This is a genomic window from Streptomyces sp. NPDC104309 (assembly GCF_055584025.1).
Genome location: NZ_JBVJMV010000036.1, coordinates 1 through 19,815, shown reverse-complemented (window position 1 = coordinate 19,815; position 19,815 = coordinate 1). Strand labels below are relative to the sequence as shown.

The following is a 19,815-nucleotide window of genomic DNA, read 5'->3' as shown; positions in this document are numbered from 1 at the left end:
CTCCTTCGGTGATGAGGGGGACTGCGGGTCTGATCAGTCCTGGATCCAGCTGAGGACGTCGTCGACGTCCTGGTCGTAGCTGGCCTGAATCGCCTGACGCAGAGTTGCGACAGGGTTCTGCAGGTAGTACTGCGCGGCGCTGTCGATGAGGTTGGCTGCGTCACGGACCTGCTCGTTCTCAGGTGCGAGGTCGCTCACGTCGTTGGCGGCCTGGCTCACGGCATCCCTGATGCGCTCCTGGAAGTAGGCCTTCGAATCGGCGGAGCCGTCGAGGCGTTCGCTGAGGATCGTGCGGGTCGTTCGCAGAGCACTGCCGCCGATGGTCGGTACGGTGAGGGCCTTCTCGACGACAGCCCGGAGGCCGGCGGGGATCTGCTCCTCCTCGAAGTGATGGAGCTCCCGGGCGTGCATCTCGGCGGTCTGTGCAGCGAACGCAGTGTCGGCCGCCTCGATCCGGCAGATCAGCCGCTCCCACTCCCCCAGCGTCATGTGGACCTTGCCGCCATGGAACGAGGTCAGGCCCGGCGAGCCGGTGGCGGCGCTGAGCCGGTCTTTCAGCTGGTTGAAGCGCTGCTCGGGCAGAAGCTCAGCGCTCTTCTCGGACGTGATGTCGTGTGCGTTCATGGCGAATACCTCTTCCGGCGGCGTATGAGCCTCCAGCGATAGATCGGACTGGGGATGATGTCGGATTTGCGCCGGTTGTGCCCACGGCAGAGCAGCTGGCCGTTCCACAGCTCGGTCGCCCCGCCGCGGCTCCAGGGGTGTATGTGATCCGCTTCTGTCCCTGGTGCCGGGCATCGGAACCAGAGGGGCGGCTTGTGCTCGCACCGGCCGTTGGCCTGGCGGATGAGCTGTTGCTTCTGGGGCCAGCTGAAGAGCCGGGTGGGATCACGCCAGCGCCGCCGCCGGCCCACACCGGCGGCGAGGCACAGGATGCCGAGCGCGGCGACGGCCAGGCAGGCAAGCAAGAGCGTCGGGTCCGGCAGCATGGCTGTCAGTGCAGCCCGTTGCTGAACGAGATCAGCTCACGTGCGACGGCGAGAACGCCGTCCCAGCCAGTGGCTTCACGGTCATCGGTGAGCCGGCGGACTTTAGTGCCTCGTGAGAGGTAGACGTCGCGGGCGTCGTCATGGATCTCGATCATCGCGTAGGGGTCGACGAGTGGTCGCGTGAGGAGCACGGAGATATCCAGGCCGGGCACGAGTCCCGACTCGCGGAGCCCGTGAACGACCAGCTTGACGATGGAGGCGAACACGTCTGACTCGACGAGCGGGGAGGTCATGTCCTCGAACTCCCCGGGGTCGATCAGCGGATCGCCGGCGTCGTCGAAGGGGACGGCTCTCGTCAGGGCACGGGTGATCTCTTCGTCAGAGAAGGCGACGCCGGGGTGGATCTCCTCAACAGAGACGATCCGGCGGCCGAGGTGCTCGCCGACGAGAACGTCAGCGGCTTTTGCCACGGCCGCGGGCAAGTTCCCGGCTTCGATGGCCGTGACGAGACGGGCCTTGTTGTGGCGAAGACCGGCCCCTCGGGGCTCACGGTGTTCAGCTTCGGGTCTGGGATCGGAGACGACGCGGTACTTGGGCACGGTCAGTCCTGCTTTCTGCACGGGAAGAGGTGAAGGGCCCAGACAGCGAACCGCCGAGGAGACCGGAGTGGCTCCTCGGCGGTTCACATGAGATGCGTCCTCAGAAGTCGATGGAGTACTTCGGGGGACGGCGCAGGGTCACCGAGGCGGCGCTCAGGTCCCTCTTGTCGTCGGGCGACTTGTCCTCCTCGTCACGGAGGTCGGTGAGCGTGAAGGCACCATCCGGGAGCACGTAGCCGTCTTCGGACGGGACGGCGTCGCGCATGCTGAACTGCAGCCTGGTGCCGGTGTCCCAGTCGTTGATGGTCTGCAGGCTGTCGCTGTTGAACAGATCGACACGGCCATCGAGGACGTCGGTGTCGCCGTTCTTCCAGGTGATGTGGGCCTCGATCCGCGAGCCGGCGTGCTCGCTGCGCTTGATGTTCAGGTCACCGATCACCTCAGCGAACGACTCGCCCAGGCGCAGCTCGAAGGCGATCGCCCGCAGGTGGTCGAAGTTGATGTCGTACTTCCGGGAGAAGTCGACGATCTCGGCCACCTGCTTCTCGGCCACTCCGGGCACCTGGTCGTGCAGGTAGGTGGCGACCGTGTCGGGCTCGGGGTAGGCGAAGCGCATGTGGTAGTGGAAGCGGCCGGGGCGGTTGAGCATGTAGTCGTTGACACGGTGCAGCTCGTTGACCGACAGGACGTAGAGGCGCTTCGTCGTGCTCAGCCCATCGAACAGGCTCAGGAACTGGTTCTGCGATTCGTCGTCCTCGTTGGAGAAGATCTTTTCGAACTCGTCGAAGACGACGACTACTTCGCCCAGCTCGTCGAGGAAGGCGGCCAGCCCCGGCGTGTCGTGCTGCACGAGCACGGTGGGCAGGTGGTGCTCCTCGCGCATACGCTCGGCAAGCAGGCGGAGCATGAGGCTCTTGCCCATGCCCTTGTCGCCGGAGAGGATGACGCCGAGCGAGCGCTCCATGGCGGAGTAGCCGGTGACGATCCGCTGTACACGGGAGGCGTGGCTGCCGTAGACGGTCTCTTCGGCGGATGCCAGCGGCTCCGTCTGGCGCAGGCTGTAGCCGGCCATCTGGGAGAAGGAGATCGTGTAGGTGGCCACGGGCAGATCAGCGAAGGTCTGCACGGAGTCCCCGTAGAGGCGGAACTCCCCGCCGGAAGCGACGATCGTGGATGCGGGCATGAAGACTTCTCGCTTTCGCAGGAGTAAGTGGGTGGAGATGGCAGCGGGGCAGCGGCACTCAGCGGATCGGAAGCACGCTGCTTTCCGGCCGGTAGACGCCCTCGTTCTCATTGAGCGTGGACTTGGTGAGGGTGACGGTGGCCGGCATCAGGAGTGTTGCGACAAGCGCGGCCAATCGCTGCTCGTCGGCCAGCACGGTCATGGGGATGTGGCCGGGCGAGGTGAGGGAGTGCTCGGCGCGCTTGATGAGGCTGGCTGTGCGGGCCATGCGGTCAGGGAAGTGCTCGGCGACCGTCTGGCCGGGTTCGTACTTGGTGACGACCGAGTAGAGCGTCTTGGGGCCGCGCTCTTCTTCGCGGTGGTGCTCGCATAGAGCTGGAGGTCCCACTCGCGGCAGAGCTTGGCGAGGGCGTTGACGACCTCGTCCGGGGTGGCGCAGAGCTCCTGGAGGTTGCTCTGCCGCTGCGTGATGTAGGCGTTGTGGAGATCGCGGATCTGGGCGGCCCTGGTGGCCGTGATGATGTCGGCCAGAACATCGGAGTCCGTGAGGATGCCGACGCACATGCGCCGGCCACCTCGCCAGCGTTGATCAGAGCGCGGGCGGCGGCCGAGCGGCGCGGCGGCCGAGAGGCGGGCGGGGTGGGTTGTGCGTCAGCTCTCCGGGACGGTCCGCGGCGCCGGGGGGTTGGCGCTGACGAACTGGAGGAACCAGTCGGGTACCTGGCCCAGCTCGGCGTGGTGGCGGGTCCAGATCTTCCGGACGGGAAGGCGGTCCAGGCTCTCGTCGGGCAGGACCACGTGGCCCGTCACCTCGATGCTGTTCCAGCGGGGCGCGGCAGCACCGTCCTGGAACCAGCGGATACGCAGCCGGACGGGACGGACGCGGTGGTTGCCCTCCCCGTCCTCGATGGTGAAGTCCGGGCCGCACTGCCCCTGCCACACCTTCTCGAACGTCCGCTGCGGCGGCTTGGCTGTCCCCGCATCGTTGTACTGGACCAGCTCGTCGTACCGCTCCGCACGCAGTGGGGGCGTGAACGACGCGGGCACGCAGGGGCTGTCGGCCGTCTGCTTCATGTCCTGCTCCCTCTCCATCACAAGGGGCGGTCCTGGCGGGGTGCTGCCGGGGCGGTTCGCCGCGGCGGCGGGCCGGGGGTCAGGAGGCGGCGTAGCTCACGAACAGCCGTGTGCCGTCGCTGACCGGGATCGCACCGGCCAGCCCCTGATTGTCTCGGATCCGCTCGTCGTCGGTCGGTGTTCAGAAGGTGCACCGCGTACTCCTCGGCGGCGTCCGGGATCAGAGGGCTGTCCGCCACCAGGACGAAGTCGTCCTTCTCGGCGATCGTCCAGGTGTAGCCGCGGTGCCCGAACTCCCTGCACGCTTGCGCCCTGACGGCCGCGAACCCCTGCTCGGTGTCCCTGCCGGTACCGGAGTGGGTGAAGTCGTAGGCACCCATGCGGGAGCTCCTTTCGGGCAGTGCCGTCTGCTGCGGGTGACGGGGCGGTCCGCGGGTTGGACGGGCTGCCGAAGCGAGTCGGTGCGCGGTCGCGGGACGGGAAGCGAGTCGGTGCACGGCATGGGGAATCCGTACGGGACCCGTCCCGCCCCGGCAATCGCGTCCCTTCGCGGGGCCATCGCCTCTGGGCACCGTGAGACGGCGTGGCGGCGTCAGAAGTCGCCGTCGGCGACCTGAAGGACGGTCAGCCCGATGGCCCTCCACGCCTGGACGACCTGAGTGCGATCGTCGAGTACGCAGGTGACGTTGTAGGTGTCGCGTACGTGGGCGTCAAAGATTTTAGATTCCCGCGTTCTGCTTGGCGAACGCCAGTACGGCAGTGTCGTCGCCCTGGCTGCCGAGGCGGCCGGCCTTGTCGACCAGCGTGGTGGTCCAGCCGTCGATGGGGTTGCCCGCCGCGTCCCGGTTGATCTTTCCGCTGGCGATGATGCTGGCGGTTGCTCCGGCTCCGAGGGTCGGCATCAGCTCGTCGAGCAGTACGGCAGAGCCCTGGTTGCTGGCGTCGTAGACGTTGAGGGAGACGTTCTGAGCCTGGTCGAAGTTGGTTCCGAGCTTGTAGGCGAACACCGCCACTGCCCACTCGGTCACCCACGCGGGAAGGCTCGTCAGGTTGAGCGTGATCGTCTCGTCATCACCGTCGCCCTCGCCGGTCTGGTTGTCTCCGGAGTGGACCGCCGCGCCGTGCACCGGGTCCATGTTGTGGCCGATCACGATGCGCTTGGGCTCGCCGTCGCGGTAGAGGATCAGCGCCAAGTCGAGGTCGATGTCCTTCTGCCCACCGCCCAGGTTGATCTTGCCGCCGGTCTTGAGCGCGAGCTTGCGGGCGAAGCCGGACTGCTTGGCGGTCTTTCGGTCCCAGGCCGCGCCGAACACCAGCTTGGTCACGCCGTCGAGCGACGAGTCGACACCCTTGCGGAAGTTGATGGTCATTGTTCGAACTCCTTCTTGAAAGTCGCTTTTTGCGGAACACGGAGGCCCCTGTTCTGATCATGACGATCCGGAACATGGGCCTCGCTGCGTCTTTGCTGCTCTTCGTCGCCGGGCGAGGATCCGTCCCTGCGGCATGGGGTGGTGGCGGTTGGTCAGACGGCCGCGGTGACCGCGGAGCGGTCGTCGGCGCTGCCGGGAGCAGCGCTGTCGTTGTCGTCCAGGAGATTCGGATCGATGCCGAGGGCGCGAGCGGCGTTCCTCTTGTCGCGCTCGGTCAGAGCCGTCACGATCTGCTCGTAACTGCTCTGGATCGGCGGGTTCTTCACGGTGCCGTAGCCGAGTACGTACTGGCTCTTCATGGCACGGGTGAAGGCGACGTAGTACATCCGCTTGGCGTCCTGGGTCATCTTCGTGTCCTCCCTGTAGAGGACGACAGCGTTATCGAATTCGAGACCCTTGGCACCGTGGATCGTCGAAACGACCAGGTCGGCCTTGGACTCGAGGTTCTTCCGCTTGCGCTCCTGGTTCCTCTGCTTGTTGATGTTCAGCTTCTGCTGGTTCCGCTGAATCTCGAAGGAGAGGAGGTTGTCGCGCAGCCGGTCGAAGAATGCCTTGTGCGTGAGCGCGCCCTGGTGGCAGAGCGTCACCCAGCCGTTGATCGTCGCGCTGTTCTCGATCCACCACTCGGAGATCGTGCGCAGGATCGCCTTCTCGACGTTGGCATTGGCGGCGTTCTTGGTCAGCTTGCCCATGTTGTCCTTGATCCCCTGGGAGACCACGAACGCGGCGTTGTTCGGCGGTGCCTGCAGGACGTCGTTCCAGAAGAACTTGATGTACTTCGAGAAGATGTCCGTGGCGTACACGCGGTCGCTGACCAGGGAGGCGACGTGGCGGTCCGGGTAGCGCTTTTCGAGCACGTCCTGGATCAGGGCCACCTCACGGCGCGAATAGGCCAGGAAGGCCACCTGCTCGCCCCGGTCCAGACACTTGTCCACGTAGTCGGGGATGACCGTGTTGCGCACGATCGCCTGCAGGTCCTGGGTGACGAACCCCGTGAGCCGGGCCACCTCGCGGTACTCCAGCGTGACCTTCTCCTGGAACGAGTCGGCCGTGGGCATCGCGAGCGAGTTCGCCTGCAGCTGGATGTTGGCGAACTGGTTGGTCTCCAGGCCGCCGAGCACGACGTTCGCGAAGTCCAGGATCTCCTGGTTGCTCCGGTAGTTCGTCGTGAGCTTGAAGGTCGCGAAGACCCCCGAGCCCTCCAGGGTGTTGAGCGCGCGCGGGTTCGCCGAACGGAACTCGTACAGCGTCTGCGAGGCATCGCCGACGATGAACAGGGACTGAGAGTGCTTGGTGATGTACTTCAGCACGTAGATGAACTCGAAGACCGAGTTGTCCTGGACCTCGTCGATGATGAGGTACTTCGACCGCACATGGGCCGGCTCGGCCATGTCGTCGATCTTCTGGTAGCAGATGATGATCTGCAGCTCCAGCGACGTCTGCTCGATGCGGTCGAGCAGAGCAATCACCTCGTCGAAGTGGCTCTCGACGAAGGTGTTCAGGGCCGTGAACGCGCCGGTCCTGTTCTGGTCGACCTCCAGCAGGCGGTGGCGGAACGTCGCCGCGAACTGGCTGTTCGGGTAGAAGATGTCGATCGAGTTGATGATCGTGTCGATCGCCGAGACCTTGTGCCTCGGGTGGTTCATCGAGTAGATGTCGATGATCATCTTGGCGATCGTCATCGAGCCGACGTCCGGGTTCTTCTCCGTGATGTTGTCGGCCGCTGCGTTGGTGAACGAGAGCACCGTGATGTCCGAGGCGGGGACGCCGCAGGCTTCGAGGTACTTGATCCGCTCCAGGATCACGGTCGACTTGCCGGTGCCGGCTCCTGCCTGCGTCATCACCAACGGCTCGTGCGTGGTGAGCGCATCGAGCTGCTGCTTGGACAGGTGGGGCGGCAGATTCGGAGGCGTGGCCGGCTGCGCAGGTACGATCAGCTGCGGCTTCATCTGCTCCAGGTGGTCGAGCGTGTGGTTCATCAGCAGGCTGAGGTTCTGCTTCGACAGCTTCGTGGAGATCGGGTCGGAGAAGGTCACATCCAGCTGCTTGTGGATCTGGCGGTAGGCCTCCAGCGGGACGTTGTAGTTCTCCAGGTAGCGCAGCTGGACGGCGAGCATGTTCAGCTGCTGCTCCGTCGGGCCTGCGGGCATGTCCGTGATGTAGCGGCAGACCTCCTCGGCGATCGCCTCGGAGTCCCAGATCTGGGCCAGACGCGTGATGCGCTCGTAGATGGAGTACTGGCGCATCCACTCGTCGAACTCGTCGTCGAGGTTGGAAGCCGTCAGGCCGACGGATGTGAGCACGTCCTGGACGTAGTCGCGGGCGTTCTCCAGCGGGCTGGTGTCCCACTGCAGGAAGACGGCGGCGTTGTGGTTGCCGTAGCCGACCGAGTGCGAGACAGCAGTTGTGAACTCCGGCTCGGGAAGCCCCTTCTTGAAGAAGTACAGCCCCATCCGGTACTGGATGACGAGGTCGCGCATGGACTTGCCGCCGGACTTGTCCTCGTAGAACACGAGCGCCTGCGGGGTCATGTCGAAGGTGACGTCCCAGTCGTCGAAGCGGCTGTAGGAGGTGTCGATGGCGAAGCGGTCATCGACGTGCGGGCTCGGCAGGGTGAAGGACCCGCCAGCGTTCAGGGCGCGGCGCGTGATCGGCGCGAGCGGGATCGACGTCGTAGTGATGTCGTGCTGCGTGGAGCTCTGCTTGACCTCGATGTCGGTGGCCATGGCGTAGGCGGTGTTGGTGACCGTGTTGATGGGCAGCAGGGACTCGTTGAGGAGGCCGATCTTCTTGCCGTTGCCGGTGAGCTTGGAGGAGAAGAACTTCGGGTCGACGGCCTTCTGAGCAACGGCGTTGGCCGAGAGATCGAGGTCATCAAGCAGGACAGGCATGTCGTTGCCTTTCTTTCATGGACCGAGAGGCAGATCGAGAGAAAGAGTGAATGGCGCCACATAGCAATTCCGGCAGGAGTTGATTAGTCAGTCGAATGCTCGAAAATGAGCGAGAAGAGCAGCGACAGGGCTGGATCATGGGCGCAGGTATGAACACGGGCGGGGCTCTCGCCAGATGACGAGCCCCGCCCGTGTTCCTCTCAACCCACCCGTCAGGGGCCGTTAGGCCCTTGAATCCGGGGTACGTGGCGAAGCCACACCCCGGACACCGCGCGCTACCCAGGCGCGCGGTCGTTCATCAGCGGCAGCTCGGCTCATTCCGTGGAAGAGTCCGAGCGCCGGTCGGGACCATCGGCGGCAGCATCGCCGTCATCGAGATCCCAGGGACAGGCCGTGACGAGGGATCCTGCGGGATCGACCTCGATCAGGCCAAGCATGAGGCCCAGTTCGCGGAGCTCATCGGTGTTCCGGACATGGGTGGTGAGGTTTGCTCGGGCTGCGGCGGCGAGCCCCTGGGCTCGCTTTCGCTGCTCCTGGATCAGGGATTCGGGGAGCATGGTGGACATGGCTGTCCCCCTTTCTGAGCAATGAGGGTTTGGGGGTGAGGTACGTCGAGCGCCCCTGCTCCGGAACAACCGGAACAGGGGCGCTCGACGTGCTGCGAGGCGGACGGCTGCTCAGTCGTCCGACGGAGATGCTGCTGTGACTGTGCTGCCGGTCTGGGCAGCGAGCAGGTAGTCCTCGATCCAGGTGCGAACCGCCTTGCGCGCCGGCCGCGCACCCTGGGAGTCCACGTAGGTGGCATCTTCGATGGCATGCAGCTCGTCGTCGGGCATCGACGCGGGCAGCACCTGGGCCAGCCGCGGCTTGGCCTCGACGATCCGCTCACGCTGCCGGGCGTAGTCGGCAGCCATGACCTGCCGGTAGGTCTCCCGATCGATGGGGTTGAACCCGACAACCAACGAGAACCGACCCAGCAGCTCGGCATCGAAGAATTGCTCCAGCGCCTTGTTGAGGCTCTGGCTCGAGATGGTCTTCGGGTTGCTGCCGAAGCCGATCTGCCTGCCGTCAAGCGCCTCCCGCGCGGCGTTGGTCGTGCAGATGACCAACGCCTTACTGAAGTCCAGTACCTTGCCGTGGGCGTTGCGGATGTAGCCCTCATCGAATGCCGAGAGGAACAGGCGTTGCACGGCCTTGTCGGCCTTCTCGAACTCGTCGAGCAGGATCACCCGGTACGGGTTGGACTCCAGCGTGTCGAACGGGAGCTCCTGGTTGGAGTCCGATCCGACGTAGCCGGGAGGCGAGCCGATGATCTTCGACGTCGACCACTCTGAATGGAACTCGGTCATGTTCAGGATGATCGGCTCCATGCCGGTCATCTCCTCGGCGATGATCTTGACCGTCTCGGTCTTGCCCACGCCCGAGGCCCCGGCGAACAGCCACGTCGTAGGCGTCTTCGTCGGGAACAGGTCGAGCTCTTCGCGGGCCAGACGGTCCGTGAGCGTGGCGAGCACGTCGTCCTGACCCTGGAGCCGGCTGGTGAGCGTGGCGCTCAGCGCGGCGACGTCGAGGTCCTTGCGCTGGGCGTTTCCGGTCATCAGGCGCTTGGCCACATCGAGCACACGGGTGTCCGTCAGTGGCACCTGCGGGATGGACCGCAAGGCCTGCACGAGCACCGTGTCGCCGGCGCTCTCGGCCTGGACGATGAGCTTCTTCTGCTCCAGGACCCGGTCGGCCATCGCCCGGTCGAGCAGGGTGATGGCGTTGTCCGGACGGTGCTGGCCAGCTCGCGAATTGGCTTCAGCGATCTGCACCACTGACGCCAGGACGTCGTCGGAGACTCCGATCTGGTGCCGGTAGTGCGCCATCAGACCAGGCCGGACCGTGGTCATCACGGACAGGGTCTGCTCCACGCTCAGCTCGTCGACGATGAGCCGGGTGAAGCGACGGGCGAAGGCAGGGTCCTCGTCGAAGGCCCGGGACTCGGTGCTGGTGGTCGCACCGATGACGGACATGTCGCCGCGGGCCAGGGCCGGCTTGAGGATCTGCGAGATCTTGCGGCCGACGGCGTCGCCGTGGCTGCCAGACCCGCCGGTGATCTGGTGGATCTCGTCCATGAACAGGATGACCTTGTTCTTGGGGTCCGAGGCGAACTCGACGATCGCCTTGACCTTCTCCTCCAGCGAACCGACGATGCCGGTCCCAGCGATGATGTTGGTGATGGGCAGCTCGTAGATCGTGTGGTCCTTGAGCTGGTCGGGAATGAGGGTGTCGCCCAGCGCGATGCGCCGTGCAATGTCCTCGACGATCTTCGTCTTGCCGACGCCGGCGGAGCCGACCAGCAGAGCGTTGGGCTTGGTCTTGCAGATCATGACCGAGAGGACCTGCTCGATGAGCGTGTCCCGGAACATGGTCGGATCGACGTTCTTGAACTTCTCGTTGTAGTCGACGAGGAGCTCCTTGACGTCATCGGCGCTGCCGGAGGGCAGGCCCATCGCCGGGAACCGCGGAGGGAAGCTGCCGCCACCACTGCCGTTGCCCGTGTCGTCGTCGGAGCCGCCGGGTGTGAAGTTGCTGAGACCCATCGGGTCCTCCTTCGGTGCGGGTCGCTCGGCGTGATGGCGCGCTGGATGGATGCGCCACGGGGCTCCGAGCAGGGAAATGGATGGATGAGAGAGAAAGTCAGGAGTCGCCAAGAGCGGTGCCGACCAGCGGGGTTGGTCGCACGGCACCGCTCTTGGCAGTTCTTGGGGGGGGATGGCAGGGTCAGACGACCATGCCGAGGAGTTTCTGCCGGATGCTCGGGTCGATGTGCTTCATCGAGTCGGCGTAGCGCTTGGCCAGGTCCACCATGGACGACCAGTCCATGGCGGAGCACGGCGCGTAGTACAGGTTCTTCGGGTGGTCCTGACGCGTGGACGGCGGCGACCACTCGAAGTCGGTAATCATGAGCGAGAGCCTGCGCTGGCGCACTCGGCTGGCGTTGATGTACTGCCAGATTTGCGTGTACTCGGTTCCGCCCGACACCTTCGGGATCTTGCGGAACTCCCTCCAGATCTGGGCCGTCGATTTGCCTTCCGTGCGCAGCATCACCTCCTGGGACAGGAAGTGGCTGAACGAGTTGAAGTACAGGTTGATGTTCAGCTTCTTGGCGATCTTGATGAGCGTCATGACCGCCTCCTGGTAGTTCGCCTCGGAGATCGAGCCGGAGGTGTCGATGTAGATGTGCAGATCGGGCATGTACTGCACCGAGGTGATCCGGCCGGGCTTGTTGAAGTCGTCCGGGTCCCGGCGGTTGGCCTTGAGGAAGGTCGCCTTCGTCGTGCGGAACACGTTCTGCGACTTGTTGACCTTGCCCATGCGGCGCAGCACCCGGGTGATGTCCTTGAACAGGTCGAGCTTGCTCGGCGGCTGCTTGCGGAACGCCACCTGGGCGCTGCGGCTGCCAGGCTGGCCCGGCTGCTGCTTGGCCCCCATAGCGGCAGCCCGGGCGGCTGCCCGCGGCAGCGAGGTGAGCTTGGACAGCGAGGCGTTCGAGACGACCTTCACCGGCGAAGCCAGCGACTGGTTGATGAGGTTCCACTCCCCCGTGATCTTCGCCGCGGTGGCCCGGGCGTGGGCCTCGACGTTGACCAAGACGATGGAGCGCGGAACGAACAGCTCTCCCACGGTGAACGGCAGGACGCCGGTATCCAGGGTGATGCTCTGCTGGCTGGCCTGGGCCCGCTGCTGCCCGACGTAGTTCATGAGCATGTGCACGAGCACGCGGGCGAAGGAGTGCTCATCGTTGGCGTCGGAGTCGTCCTTGCGGACCAGCAGCGACTCAGTGAGTCCTTTCAGGGACAGGTTCGTGAAGTCGTTGAGCAGCTTGGTGGTGGCCGGCGGCAGCGCATTGGCCATCGCCTGAGTCTGCTGGGACAGCCAGACCTTGAAGTCGTCGAAGGCCGCAGAGGACTGGAACCAGAACCCGAGCGTGTCGGGGTGGAAGGTGTAGGCGATCGAGGCGAAGAAGGCGCTCTCGTCGCCGGTCCCCGCCAGCAGAGCCTTCGCGGTCGGAAGGACATCGACCTGCGCCGTGTAGAGCACCCGTGTGGAGGGCGCGGGCATCTTGTTCCGCTGCCCGGCCTGGACGGCGAAGAGCTCGGCGACCGGCAGCGGCGTGCCCTGGTCGAAGTTGATCAGGGTCTGTCCGAGCAGCTCCTTGACGGTCTGCTCGCTGGTCGCGTTCACCGTGTCGCCGAGGCAGCTGAGGATCAGGTCCGGGATGACCGGCGTCAGATCAGCGCCCTGGGCGTCGGTGATGCTCGCCGGGGCATTGGGGTTCAACGGCTCCAGCAGTGGGTCGATGAGGGTCTGCTGGATCGCTGGCATCGGGTCGTAATCACCGGTGCACGAGATGGTGTGCAGTGCGTCGAGTACGGCCGGCTTCTGGTTCGTGACGGTGATCGTCATGGTTTGTGGTCTCCTTCTGAGGACAAGACAGCGCAGTGCAACGCGCTGCCGCTGGTGGGGAGTTGTAGCAAGGACTGGAGCCCGAGGCAGTCCCCACCACCGGTGAGCGATCGATCAGAGGAAGGCCGAGAGAAACGGCTTGGCCTGGTTGACGATCGGAGCGTCGATCTCCATGAAGGCCTCCAGGTTCTGGCGGTCGATCTGCTGGCTGGTCACCATCTCGATGAGCGTGCGGGTGTGTTCCGGCTCGAACTGGGTGGTGGCCATCGCCAGCTGCTCGATGAGGCGCGCGTTGTCCTTGCTCTCCTTGAGGGCGTACAGCAGCGACCCGGACTTCTCGTTGTCGGTCAGCGTGGTGATGACCGCGGCCATGTCGGTCACGGTCGCGACAGCCTGCAGGTTCCGGTAGCAGTTCGGCCTGGGCACGTTCACCCGGTTCTGCTGCACGCCGCCGGCGTTGTTCGCCAGGTCCTGAGCGATGGTGGCCACGAGCTGTGTGGTGAACATGGTGTCCCCCACGAAGGCCTCGATGGCCTCGTTGAGCAGCGAGACCTCGCGGTCGCCGACCTGGACCGGGGTGGCCAGGTACTGCGCCAGCTGCTGCGGGTCGGCCACGTTGAGCCAGTTCGACAGGTTGTCGATGGTTCGCGGCGTGGTGAGTTGGTTCATCTCTTCGCCGCCGTCGAACAGATCGGCCATCGTCACGTTGCCGTTGTCGTCGTCGTCCTGGCCGTCGGCGACGATGGCCTCGGGCGTCGACTTCTGGAAGATCAGCGCGGGGTACTGCGTGAGCACCGCCTTCACCCAGGGGTTCAGGTTGTCGCCGAGGACGGACATGAGGGTGGCGGCATCGGGCTCGACGTGGAAGATCGCGAAGCGGGACAGGCTCGCCTCATCGAGCGAGGTGACGTTGCCCTTGTCGTTGCCGGCCACGACGATGCGTACGTTCTTGGGCAGCGCAACATGGCCCATACGGCGCAGCGTGACCAGGGTCAGCGCGCCGGACGTGACGTCGGAGGTGGTCCGGTTGATCTCGTCGAGGAAGAGGATCGGCCACTCGCGCGGGTTCGCCTCGGCGTAGTCGATACACTCCTGGATCACCTGGTGCGGGTAGAAGACCTGCTTGTAGCTCTCGGTGCCGTCGTCCTTGGTGTACGGCACCAGGCGGGCACCAGTGAGGTCAGCCTTGTCGGCCAGCTGGTTGCACGGCAGCGTGAAGGCCTGCGTGCCCATGGAGTAGGCCAGGGCCTCGACGAAGCTGGACTTGCCGATGCCGGGCTCACCCATGAGAGCGGGCGTCGCGCCGATCTCGAGTGACTGCTTGATGAGGGTCGTCAGGGTGTCGTTGAACTTCATGTCGATGTCTTTTCTGTGCGTGGGCGAGGAAGAGAGAGAAAGAGAAGAGACGTCGGAGGACGGTGCTGCGCCGCTCTCGGCATCGCCGAGGCTGAACAGACCGTGAACGGCCCCGTGGCGCAGGCCATGGGCCGCGTCGTCGGAGCCGGGCGGAGAGCCGCACTCCCGTCATTGGTGGCGATGGAGCCCCGCTGCACATCGCCACCCGATCGCGCTCCGCGCGATCCAGCACTTATCCACCACCTGTGCTCGGCCCTGCCGCAGCACCCGTCACCCACCCCACCCGCTGCCGGAGACAGCAGATGAACCAGGAGCAGATGAACCAGGAGCAGATGAACCAGGAGCAGAAGCAGCAGGTGCAGGAACAGAGCGTCAGTTGGCCGACGCTGCGCGGGCCTCACGGTCGGCCACGAGTGCAGCCGCCCGGTCCAGGAGGAAGGGCCGGCCGTTGCGCCGCTCGCTGTGCTTGGGGCGCGCCGGGATGACGTCGAGCGCCGCCTTGTAGAGCAGCCACGCGATGTCGCCCGTCGAGTACTCGACTCCGAGGGCGCTGTAGGCGCGCAGTTGCGTCCGCATCCAGCCGTAGAGCGAGGCGAGAACCGAGAACTCCCAGCGGGACATGTCGTGGTTGAAGTCGCCGGGATCCCGGAACTGATGACGTGCGTTGACCAGGGTCTGCTCGACGATGGCCTGCGAGTAGGGGATCTCGGGCATGTCATCGGCGGTATCGACGGCTGATGCTGAAGCACCAGCGCTCTCGCGGGCGTTCACGGCCAGCTCCGCGTAGAGGTCCTCGATCGAGGCGAAGGCAGGCGCAGTAGTCACCGCTTCGACGTGGGCGACGATGCGCTCGGGCACCGGCTGGCGCGTGAAGGTCGACCAGTGGTCCAGGAGCAGCTCGTACCAGCCGTGCTCCTCGCGCAGGACGCGCTTGTCGGCGGCCACGGGGAAGTCGTGGAAGTTCTTCGGCATCGGCATGACGAGGTGGAAGCCCCGGCCGGACATCGACAGCTCCGAATAGAGGATGCCCGGCAGCCGCAGCAGGTCTGTGGCCACTGCAGGCGGGCAGTCAGGCTCGATGTCGAGGACGAGCAGCCCGTCTGTCTGGGCCTGGAGGTAGAACGCGGTGTTCGCGGCATTCGGTATTGCTGCGGTGAGCTCGTCGAGGGTGAGCAGGCAGGTCTCGTCCAGGGCAAAGGCTCCGCGCAGCGGGCCGGCGTGCTTGCAGCCGGACGTGCAGCCGGCGAGCAGGTGTCGCACGTCGATCGGGGCCTTGCGCTTCGGCGGCTTGGTGGGATCGTCGGGGGTCTCCTCTCCGATCTGTCCGGAGATGGTCCACCGACAGGCACTGGCGAGAGTGCGGATCGCGGGGTTGCCGTAGAACTGCGGGAACCAGGCATGAGGGTCGGCTGGAGTCATCGTGGGACACGTGCTTTCGATCGGAGGAGCTGGAAGAGAAAGACAGGACCCCCGTACTGCACGCATGCGAGTACGGGGGTCTCATCGGGGGTCAGCGTGGATCAGCTCTGGTAGGTGATCCCCGCCTGTTGGGGCTGGCCGCCGCCGTTCCAGGGGCCGGTTGCCACGGGCGAACCCACGGCCGAACCGGTGTCCTTGAGGGCGGTGTTCTCGGCCTCCAGGCGCGCGAGCTTCTGCTCCAGGGTCTCCTGCTGGGCAGGAGCGGGAGCCGCAGCCGGAACTGCAGCCGGAGCAGGAGCAGGAGCAGCAGCGACGGGTGCAGCCACGGCGGTCGGCTGAGCGACAGCAGCCGGAGCCTGCGCCTGAACCACAGCCGGCGCGGCCACCGCCGGCTGCGGGGCCGGGAAGGACAGGCCGTCCTCGACCTCGGTCGCCACCGGGACGGCGGCAGCGGCAGCAGCGATGGGCGCAGCCTGGACAGCGCGCGGCGTGCCGTTGAGCACAATGCCACGGGCAGCCAGCTCAGCCTGGTCGATGCCACCGGCGTTGTAGTAGCGCGGCGTCTCGTGAACGATCACCTGCTCCAGGGCCAGGCCGCGGTTGTTGAAGTTCTTCGGCTTGTAGGTGCGCAGCACGAGCGTGACGTCCAGACCCTGGGCGAGCTCCTGGCCGGACTCGTCCTGGTCGAAGGTGCCGTCGCCGGTCGCAGACGGGATGGCGATGATCGGCAGGGTGCTGCCCTTGGAGTCGATGGAGTAGTTGAGTCCGGTTTCGGGCCGCTTCGGGGACGGGTAGCGGCGCTCGGCGACGAACTGCTCTTCGAGGGTCGGGCTGCTCGGATCGGCGCACTGGACCTCGGCGTGAATGATCGTCGCCGTGGTGTGCGGCTTGCCGACGGGGTTCATGCCGTTCTGGGTCTTGCGCTGGTCGCTGGCGGCGAGCTCTGCACCCTCGATGAGACGGGCGAGCACGGCGAAGCCGAGCTTGCCGCGGATGAAGACGTTCTTGCCCTCGGTGATCTGGCTGGCGGAGATGGAGTAGTTGGCCATGGTGGTGCGGTTCCTTCGTTCGGTCTGACGGTCGGTGGTTCAGGGGTCTATTCAGGGCCTATCGGACAGGATTCGAACTGCCATCCAGTCCCTTATTCTATCAACTTCGATTCGACTATGAGTAGAATGTTGATGTCGGACATGAATGGTTGTGCGCGCTATTCGCAGAGGAGTTGGGACAGGGATGACGGCTACGATTCAGAGGCCATTGGGGGCGGCATTGAAGTCGTCGGCACAGACGAGAGCGCCCGCCGGGAGCCATGCCGGCCCGATGGGCTTCGGCAACGGACCCGTCATCGCCGCCAGTGTCATGGTGGGCGGGGCAGCGCTCTTCGCCGGCTGGGGCCTGACGCAGCTCGCGATCTCCGACGGCGGCATCATCGAGGCGCTGCAGGGCCATCACGCCCCGGTTGAGGCCCCGGTGAACCCGGGCGAGCAGAACGCCGGAGGCGGTGGTGCTCAGCAGCCGGGCGGAGGCGGCACGAGGAAGCGGGACGAGGGCTCGGCGAGTCAGGATCCGACGCCGGGTCGCGGCGACGAGGACAAGTCCAACGGTTCGGGAGCGCCGACCGAGGCGAAGCCCGCGCCGAAGGCGAAGCCGTACAGCATCAAGCCCTGCGACACGCTCACGGCGATCTCGGGGACGACCAGGGTGCCGATCGGCATCCTGGTCGAGACGAACAAGATCCAGAACCCGGATCTCATCTACGCAGGGGCTTCACTGCTCATCCCGCCGGTGTGATGACCCGGCGGGGCGGCCCTGCTGCCCACGGAGCCCACCTGGATGCCCTGATCGCCACGCCGGCGGTCAGGGCATCGTCGTCTTATCAGGCGGAGGAGTCTTCCTCCTGACGGGCCTGCAGGTCCGCCAGCCGCGTGCGCAGCTGGCGCAACTGCTCGACTTCCTCGTTCATGCGCCGGATGTCATCCGGCGCGTAGTCCTGCGGGTATTCGAGCTTGTACTCACCGAGCAGCTCGATCTTCGCGTCGACGAGGTCGAGCGCCGTGCCCAGATCGAGGAGGTCGCTCAGCGTCAGTCCGGGACTACCAGGGGCTGTCATGCTTCGGTCTTGGGCTCGGGGAGGTTCTGGATGCCCAGCCAGAGGCTCATCGCTTCGTCGGGAGTGGCGACCTTGTCGCTGGTCTTGCGCAGGTGCAGGAGCCTGATCCAGCCCGCGGGAACGAGGGTCGAGACGCCGAACTCGACCCCGGCGCTCGATGACGCGGTAGAGGCTTCCCTCAGGGGTCTGCCAGATCGTGGTCTTGGTGCCATCCACCCCGTCATCCAAGGGATTGACGTGGCTGCTGGTGAACTTGAGCGTGGGGTCCAGCATGGTCAGCCGATGACTCATGGTTGTGCTCCTGTGCGCGGAAGGCGTCGAAGACAAATTGCGGAGCCTCGGCGGGCTCACCGCGAGACGTCACCCGGGACCGGCGTGAGCCGGTCCACGGCATGCCTTACTCGCAAAGCACTCGGCCTGGGTTCGACACCCGGATCAGCTGTGCTGATCCCCTCCCCTGTTGTGAAAGTGCAGCTTTGTAACAGCGTCAGAGATCAGAAAACCCCGCCGGCTGTTGGCCGGCGGGGTCGTCTGAGGTACGAGGTCGTGGTCTCTCACGCGGCATCAGTGTCGTCGGACTCACCTCGGCCAAACAGGAATCCGCGGACGTCACCGTTCTTCATCATGTCCTGCAGATGCGCGAGGAACACCGCGCGCTGCGTGGCCCGACGATCGGCCAGGGCGTCGTACTCGCGCAGGGGCTTCAGGTTGACGACCCAGCCGTATTCACGGGCGATGGCCTGCTCAAGCTGGGAGTCGGGCACGACGCTCATGCCGGTGAAGTCATGGTCGAACTCAGGTGTGACATCGAGGCGTTGATTCGGTTCGTCGACGTAGAGCGTGTCGACACCGACCTGTTGGCCAGCCTTGTCGAACGCCACGAGGAACACACGGTCCGCCCTGGTGGTGTTGTCGATGTGGACGGCTGTCACATTCGTGTCACCGATGAAGCTGGTCTGCTCGAACCGCTCGTACACGCGGGCACGAGCGTCATGGCACCACATGATGCGCCGGGCTTCGTTGAAGCCCTTGAACTCGTCAGAGCCGGACGCTTCGTCGGGGTGAGGGTGGATCACCGGTGCACTCCTTTATGTGCGAGATCAGGGAGGTTTGCTGCGCTTGCAACAGCAACGCTATGCATATTCAGCGGGTTACACCATTACGCCCCTGCACAAACCGACTGGATGGTCGTATTGACTCTGCACCTGCCAGCCGCTTAGCGGCCCAGGTGTGCACCTCCCACACGGCACTCACGCCGGGGGTGCACACCACCGGCACGAGCGGCCGGAGCAGCGCCTCCCGAATGTCCGCCCGGCCGCCAAGTCACCCTAATCGCCGTCGCATTGCCCGTTGAATGTGGGTACGCTTCGGCTTGCCGGGACGCCGAAGCAGCAGGCCTGCCCGCGTCCGATAAGCCGCCACAACTTCCCAGCCCTTGCGGTACGCCGGCCTGACGGCACGACTCCGTGATCACGCAGTAAGCGGAACCCGTCGCCCGCCTCGCCCGCTCAGCAGCCGCAACAGACAGATGCTCAACGGTCACGCCACTACGCCGCATCCGGTCCATACCGCACCACCGGTCAAAGCCCTGACGGCGCCCCACACACACATTAGACAGCGGGAGCCACCGGCCTCCCGAGCAGCGCCCCAGCAACGAGCAGTCTCATCGAGGCAACAGCTCGGCCGCCGCAGCCCACGCGACTCACGCATGCGCAAGCAGACACAAAACCGCCACAGACGTTCCCATTCAGACCGCTTGGTCGGTTCTTTGAAGCGATGGGGCCCAGCATTACGCCCGCCATTGAGGCGCACAGACACCTTCACAGCCCCACGCACGACTCGCGATTTGCATAAGTAAAATATCTGGCGTGATGTGCACGGTATTTACTGCAGGCCGGCTCAGGCCACGATGCAGAGACCTTCCTCGGACTCATCTGTGAGAAGACCGGGATTGCCCGTGACGACATACAGAGACACGTAGAGGTCGCGCACGCCAGAAAAGGAGGCCAGATCGCGCTGCATGTGGTTCTCCAGGACCCGCAGATGAGAGCGGACCGTGCCTTCGGAAAGCCCGAGCTCGCGTGCTGCAGGTTCGACATGTGTGTCAAAGGCGAGCCAGGCTCGCGCCGTGGCCAGAAGGTCACGGCGGTCCGCCTGGGCCGGCCTGAGCAGTGTCTGCGCCCAGGCGTGTATCTGTGGTGCAGCCAGGAGTCGCGTCCCCTCTCTGTCAGCCTTGGGTGAGACATCCCGTTCTGCGGGGTTAGCCTGAGAGGGCACGACAGGAGAACCGTCCCTTATGCCCAGCACAGAGC

The 19,815-nt window shown here is 65.4% G+C and carries 21 protein-coding genes; 1 reads left to right on the top strand and 20 read right to left on the bottom strand.

Features of this window, described 5'->3' with window-relative positions; translation table 11 throughout:
- Positions 1-33: 33 nt before the first annotated feature.
- The 16 genes from ACZ68L_RS35225 to ACZ68L_RS35150 form a co-directional block, all read right to left on the bottom strand.
- Positions 34-624 (bottom strand): hypothetical protein, encoded by a 591-nt coding sequence (locus tag ACZ68L_RS35225; protein ID WP_469585558.1) that lies wholly within the window; start codon positions 622-624, stop codon positions 34-36.
- Complete coding sequence (locus ACZ68L_RS35220; protein WP_469585556.1) at positions 621-989, bottom strand: HNH endonuclease; 369 nt, start codon at positions 987-989, stop codon at positions 621-623. The genes ACZ68L_RS35225 and ACZ68L_RS35220 overlap by 4 nt, the downstream gene beginning before the upstream one ends.
- Positions 990-994: 5 nt before the next feature.
- Positions 995-1,609, bottom strand: a complete 615-nt coding sequence (locus ACZ68L_RS35215) for a hypothetical protein (RefSeq protein WP_469585553.1) — start codon at positions 1,607-1,609, stop codon at positions 995-997.
- Positions 1,610-1,688: 79 nt separating this feature from the next.
- Entirely contained in the window at positions 1,689-2,771 is a 1,083-nt protein-coding gene (locus ACZ68L_RS35210) for an AAA family ATPase (RefSeq protein ID WP_469585550.1), read from the bottom strand.
- Positions 2,772-2,829: 58 nt separating this feature from the next.
- On the bottom strand, positions 2,830-3,159 hold the full coding sequence (locus ACZ68L_RS35205; protein ID WP_469585547.1) for a hypothetical protein: 330 nt from the start codon (positions 3,157-3,159) through the stop codon (positions 2,830-2,832).
- Between the two features lie 263 nt (positions 3,160-3,422).
- Entirely contained in the window at positions 3,423-3,845 is a 423-nt protein-coding gene (locus ACZ68L_RS35200; protein ID WP_469585544.1) for a hypothetical protein, read from the bottom strand.
- Positions 3,846-3,862: 17 nt separating this feature from the next.
- Positions 3,863-4,225, bottom strand: coding sequence for a hypothetical protein (locus ACZ68L_RS35195; protein ID WP_469585541.1), 363 nt, complete (start codon positions 4,223-4,225; stop codon positions 3,863-3,865).
- A 212-nt stretch (positions 4,226-4,437) separates the two neighbouring features.
- Complete coding sequence (locus ACZ68L_RS35190) at positions 4,438-4,563, bottom strand: phosphatase domain-containing protein (RefSeq protein WP_469585684.1); 126 nt, start codon at positions 4,561-4,563, stop codon at positions 4,438-4,440.
- Between the two features lies 1 nt (position 4,564).
- On the bottom strand, positions 4,565-5,215 hold the full coding sequence (locus ACZ68L_RS35185; RefSeq protein ID WP_450202236.1) for a TerD family protein: 651 nt from the start codon (positions 5,213-5,215) through the stop codon (positions 4,565-4,567).
- A gap of 152 nt (positions 5,216-5,367) precedes the next feature.
- Complete coding sequence (locus ACZ68L_RS35180) at positions 5,368-8,166, bottom strand: UvrD-helicase domain-containing protein (RefSeq protein WP_469585538.1); 2,799 nt, start codon at positions 8,164-8,166, stop codon at positions 5,368-5,370.
- A 314-nt stretch (positions 8,167-8,480) separates the two neighbouring features.
- Positions 8,481-8,732 (bottom strand): hypothetical protein, encoded by a 252-nt coding sequence (locus tag ACZ68L_RS35175; protein WP_469585537.1) that lies wholly within the window; start codon positions 8,730-8,732, stop codon positions 8,481-8,483.
- A gap of 111 nt (positions 8,733-8,843) precedes the next feature.
- Positions 8,844-10,751 (bottom strand): AAA family ATPase, encoded by a 1,908-nt coding sequence (locus tag ACZ68L_RS35170; protein WP_469585535.1) that lies wholly within the window; start codon positions 10,749-10,751, stop codon positions 8,844-8,846.
- Between the two features lie 181 nt (positions 10,752-10,932).
- On the bottom strand, positions 10,933-12,618 hold the full coding sequence (locus ACZ68L_RS35165) for a vWA domain-containing protein (protein WP_469585532.1): 1,686 nt from the start codon (positions 12,616-12,618) through the stop codon (positions 10,933-10,935).
- Between the two features lie 114 nt (positions 12,619-12,732).
- The gene (locus ACZ68L_RS35160; RefSeq protein WP_469585529.1) at positions 12,733-13,974 is read right to left on the bottom strand and encodes an AAA family ATPase; all 1,242 of its coding nucleotides are present in this window, start codon (positions 13,972-13,974) and stop codon (positions 12,733-12,735) included.
- 372 nt (positions 13,975-14,346) lie between these two features.
- On the bottom strand, positions 14,347-15,393 hold the full coding sequence (locus ACZ68L_RS35155; RefSeq protein ID WP_469585528.1) for a hypothetical protein: 1,047 nt from the start codon (positions 15,391-15,393) through the stop codon (positions 14,347-14,349).
- A 101-nt stretch (positions 15,394-15,494) separates the two neighbouring features.
- Positions 15,495-16,442 (bottom strand): hypothetical protein, encoded by a 948-nt coding sequence (locus ACZ68L_RS35150; RefSeq protein ID WP_469585525.1) that lies wholly within the window; start codon positions 16,440-16,442, stop codon positions 15,495-15,497.
- A gap of 184 nt (positions 16,443-16,626) precedes the next feature.
- On the opposite strand from ACZ68L_RS35150, the gene ACZ68L_RS35145 reads away from it, so the two are divergent.
- Entirely contained in the window at positions 16,627-17,184 is a 558-nt protein-coding gene (locus ACZ68L_RS35145; protein ID WP_469585522.1) for a LysM peptidoglycan-binding domain-containing protein, read from the top strand.
- An 85-nt stretch (positions 17,185-17,269) separates the two neighbouring features.
- On the opposite strand, the gene ACZ68L_RS35140 is transcribed toward ACZ68L_RS35145, so the two are convergent.
- From ACZ68L_RS35140 to ACZ68L_RS35125, 4 genes are all read right to left on the bottom strand, one after another.
- Entirely contained in the window at positions 17,270-17,503 is a 234-nt protein-coding gene (locus ACZ68L_RS35140; protein ID WP_469585521.1) for a hypothetical protein, read from the bottom strand.
- Complete coding sequence (locus ACZ68L_RS35135; protein ID WP_469585518.1) at positions 17,500-17,715, bottom strand: hypothetical protein; 216 nt, start codon at positions 17,713-17,715, stop codon at positions 17,500-17,502. Before ACZ68L_RS35135 ends, ACZ68L_RS35140 begins: the two co-directional genes overlap by 4 nt.
- A 342-nt stretch (positions 17,716-18,057) precedes the next feature.
- Positions 18,058-18,579 (bottom strand): hypothetical protein, encoded by a 522-nt coding sequence (locus tag ACZ68L_RS35130; protein ID WP_469585516.1) that lies wholly within the window; start codon positions 18,577-18,579, stop codon positions 18,058-18,060.
- Positions 18,580-19,402: 823 nt separating this feature from the next.
- Positions 19,403-19,815, bottom strand: a 413-nt coding sequence (locus ACZ68L_RS35125) for a helix-turn-helix domain-containing protein (protein WP_469585513.1), incomplete at its 5' end; no start/stop codon positions are given.

Coding starts and splice junctions, on each gene's coding strand:
- ACZ68L_RS35225 (WP_469585558.1), bottom strand. CDS start 624: ATGAACGCACACGACATCACGTCCGAGAAGAGCGCTGAGCTTCTGCCC.
- ACZ68L_RS35220 (WP_469585556.1), bottom strand. CDS start 989: ATGCTGCCGGACCCGACGCTCTTGCTTGCCTGCCTGGCCGTCGCCGCG.
- ACZ68L_RS35210 (WP_469585550.1), bottom strand. CDS start 2,771: ATGCCCGCATCCACGATCGTCGCTTCCGGCGGGGAGTTCCGCCTCTAC.
- ACZ68L_RS35200 (WP_469585544.1), bottom strand. CDS start 3,845: ATGAAGCAGACGGCCGACAGCCCCTGCGTGCCCGCGTCGTTCACGCCC.
- ACZ68L_RS35195 (WP_469585541.1), bottom strand. CDS start 4,225: ATGGGTGCCTACGACTTCACCCACTCCGGTACCGGCAGGGACACCGAG.
- ACZ68L_RS35185 (WP_450202236.1), bottom strand. CDS start 5,215: ATGACCATCAACTTCCGCAAGGGTGTCGACTCGTCGCTCGACGGCGTG.
- ACZ68L_RS35180 (WP_469585538.1), bottom strand. CDS start 8,166: ATGCCTGTCCTGCTTGATGACCTCGATCTCTCGGCCAACGCCGTTGCT.
- ACZ68L_RS35175 (WP_469585537.1), bottom strand. CDS start 8,732: ATGTCCACCATGCTCCCCGAATCCCTGATCCAGGAGCAGCGAAAGCGA.
- ACZ68L_RS35170 (WP_469585535.1), bottom strand. CDS start 10,751: ATGGGTCTCAGCAACTTCACACCCGGCGGCTCCGACGACGACACGGGC.
- ACZ68L_RS35165 (WP_469585532.1), bottom strand. CDS start 12,618: ATGACGATCACCGTCACGAACCAGAAGCCGGCCGTACTCGACGCACTG.
- ACZ68L_RS35160 (WP_469585529.1), bottom strand. CDS start 13,974: ATGAAGTTCAACGACACCCTGACGACCCTCATCAAGCAGTCACTCGAG.
- ACZ68L_RS35155 (WP_469585528.1), bottom strand. CDS start 15,393: ATGACTCCAGCCGACCCTCATGCCTGGTTCCCGCAGTTCTACGGCAAC.
- ACZ68L_RS35150 (WP_469585525.1), bottom strand. CDS start 16,442: ATGGCCAACTACTCCATCTCCGCCAGCCAGATCACCGAGGGCAAGAAC.
- ACZ68L_RS35145 (WP_469585522.1), top strand. CDS start 16,627: ATGACGGCTACGATTCAGAGGCCATTGGGGGCGGCATTGAAGTCGTCG.
- ACZ68L_RS35140 (WP_469585521.1), bottom strand. CDS start 17,503: ATGACAGCCCCTGGTAGTCCCGGACTGACGCTGAGCGACCTCCTCGAT.
- ACZ68L_RS35135 (WP_469585518.1), bottom strand. CDS start 17,715: ATGGCACCAAGACCACGATCTGGCAGACCCCTGAGGGAAGCCTCTACC.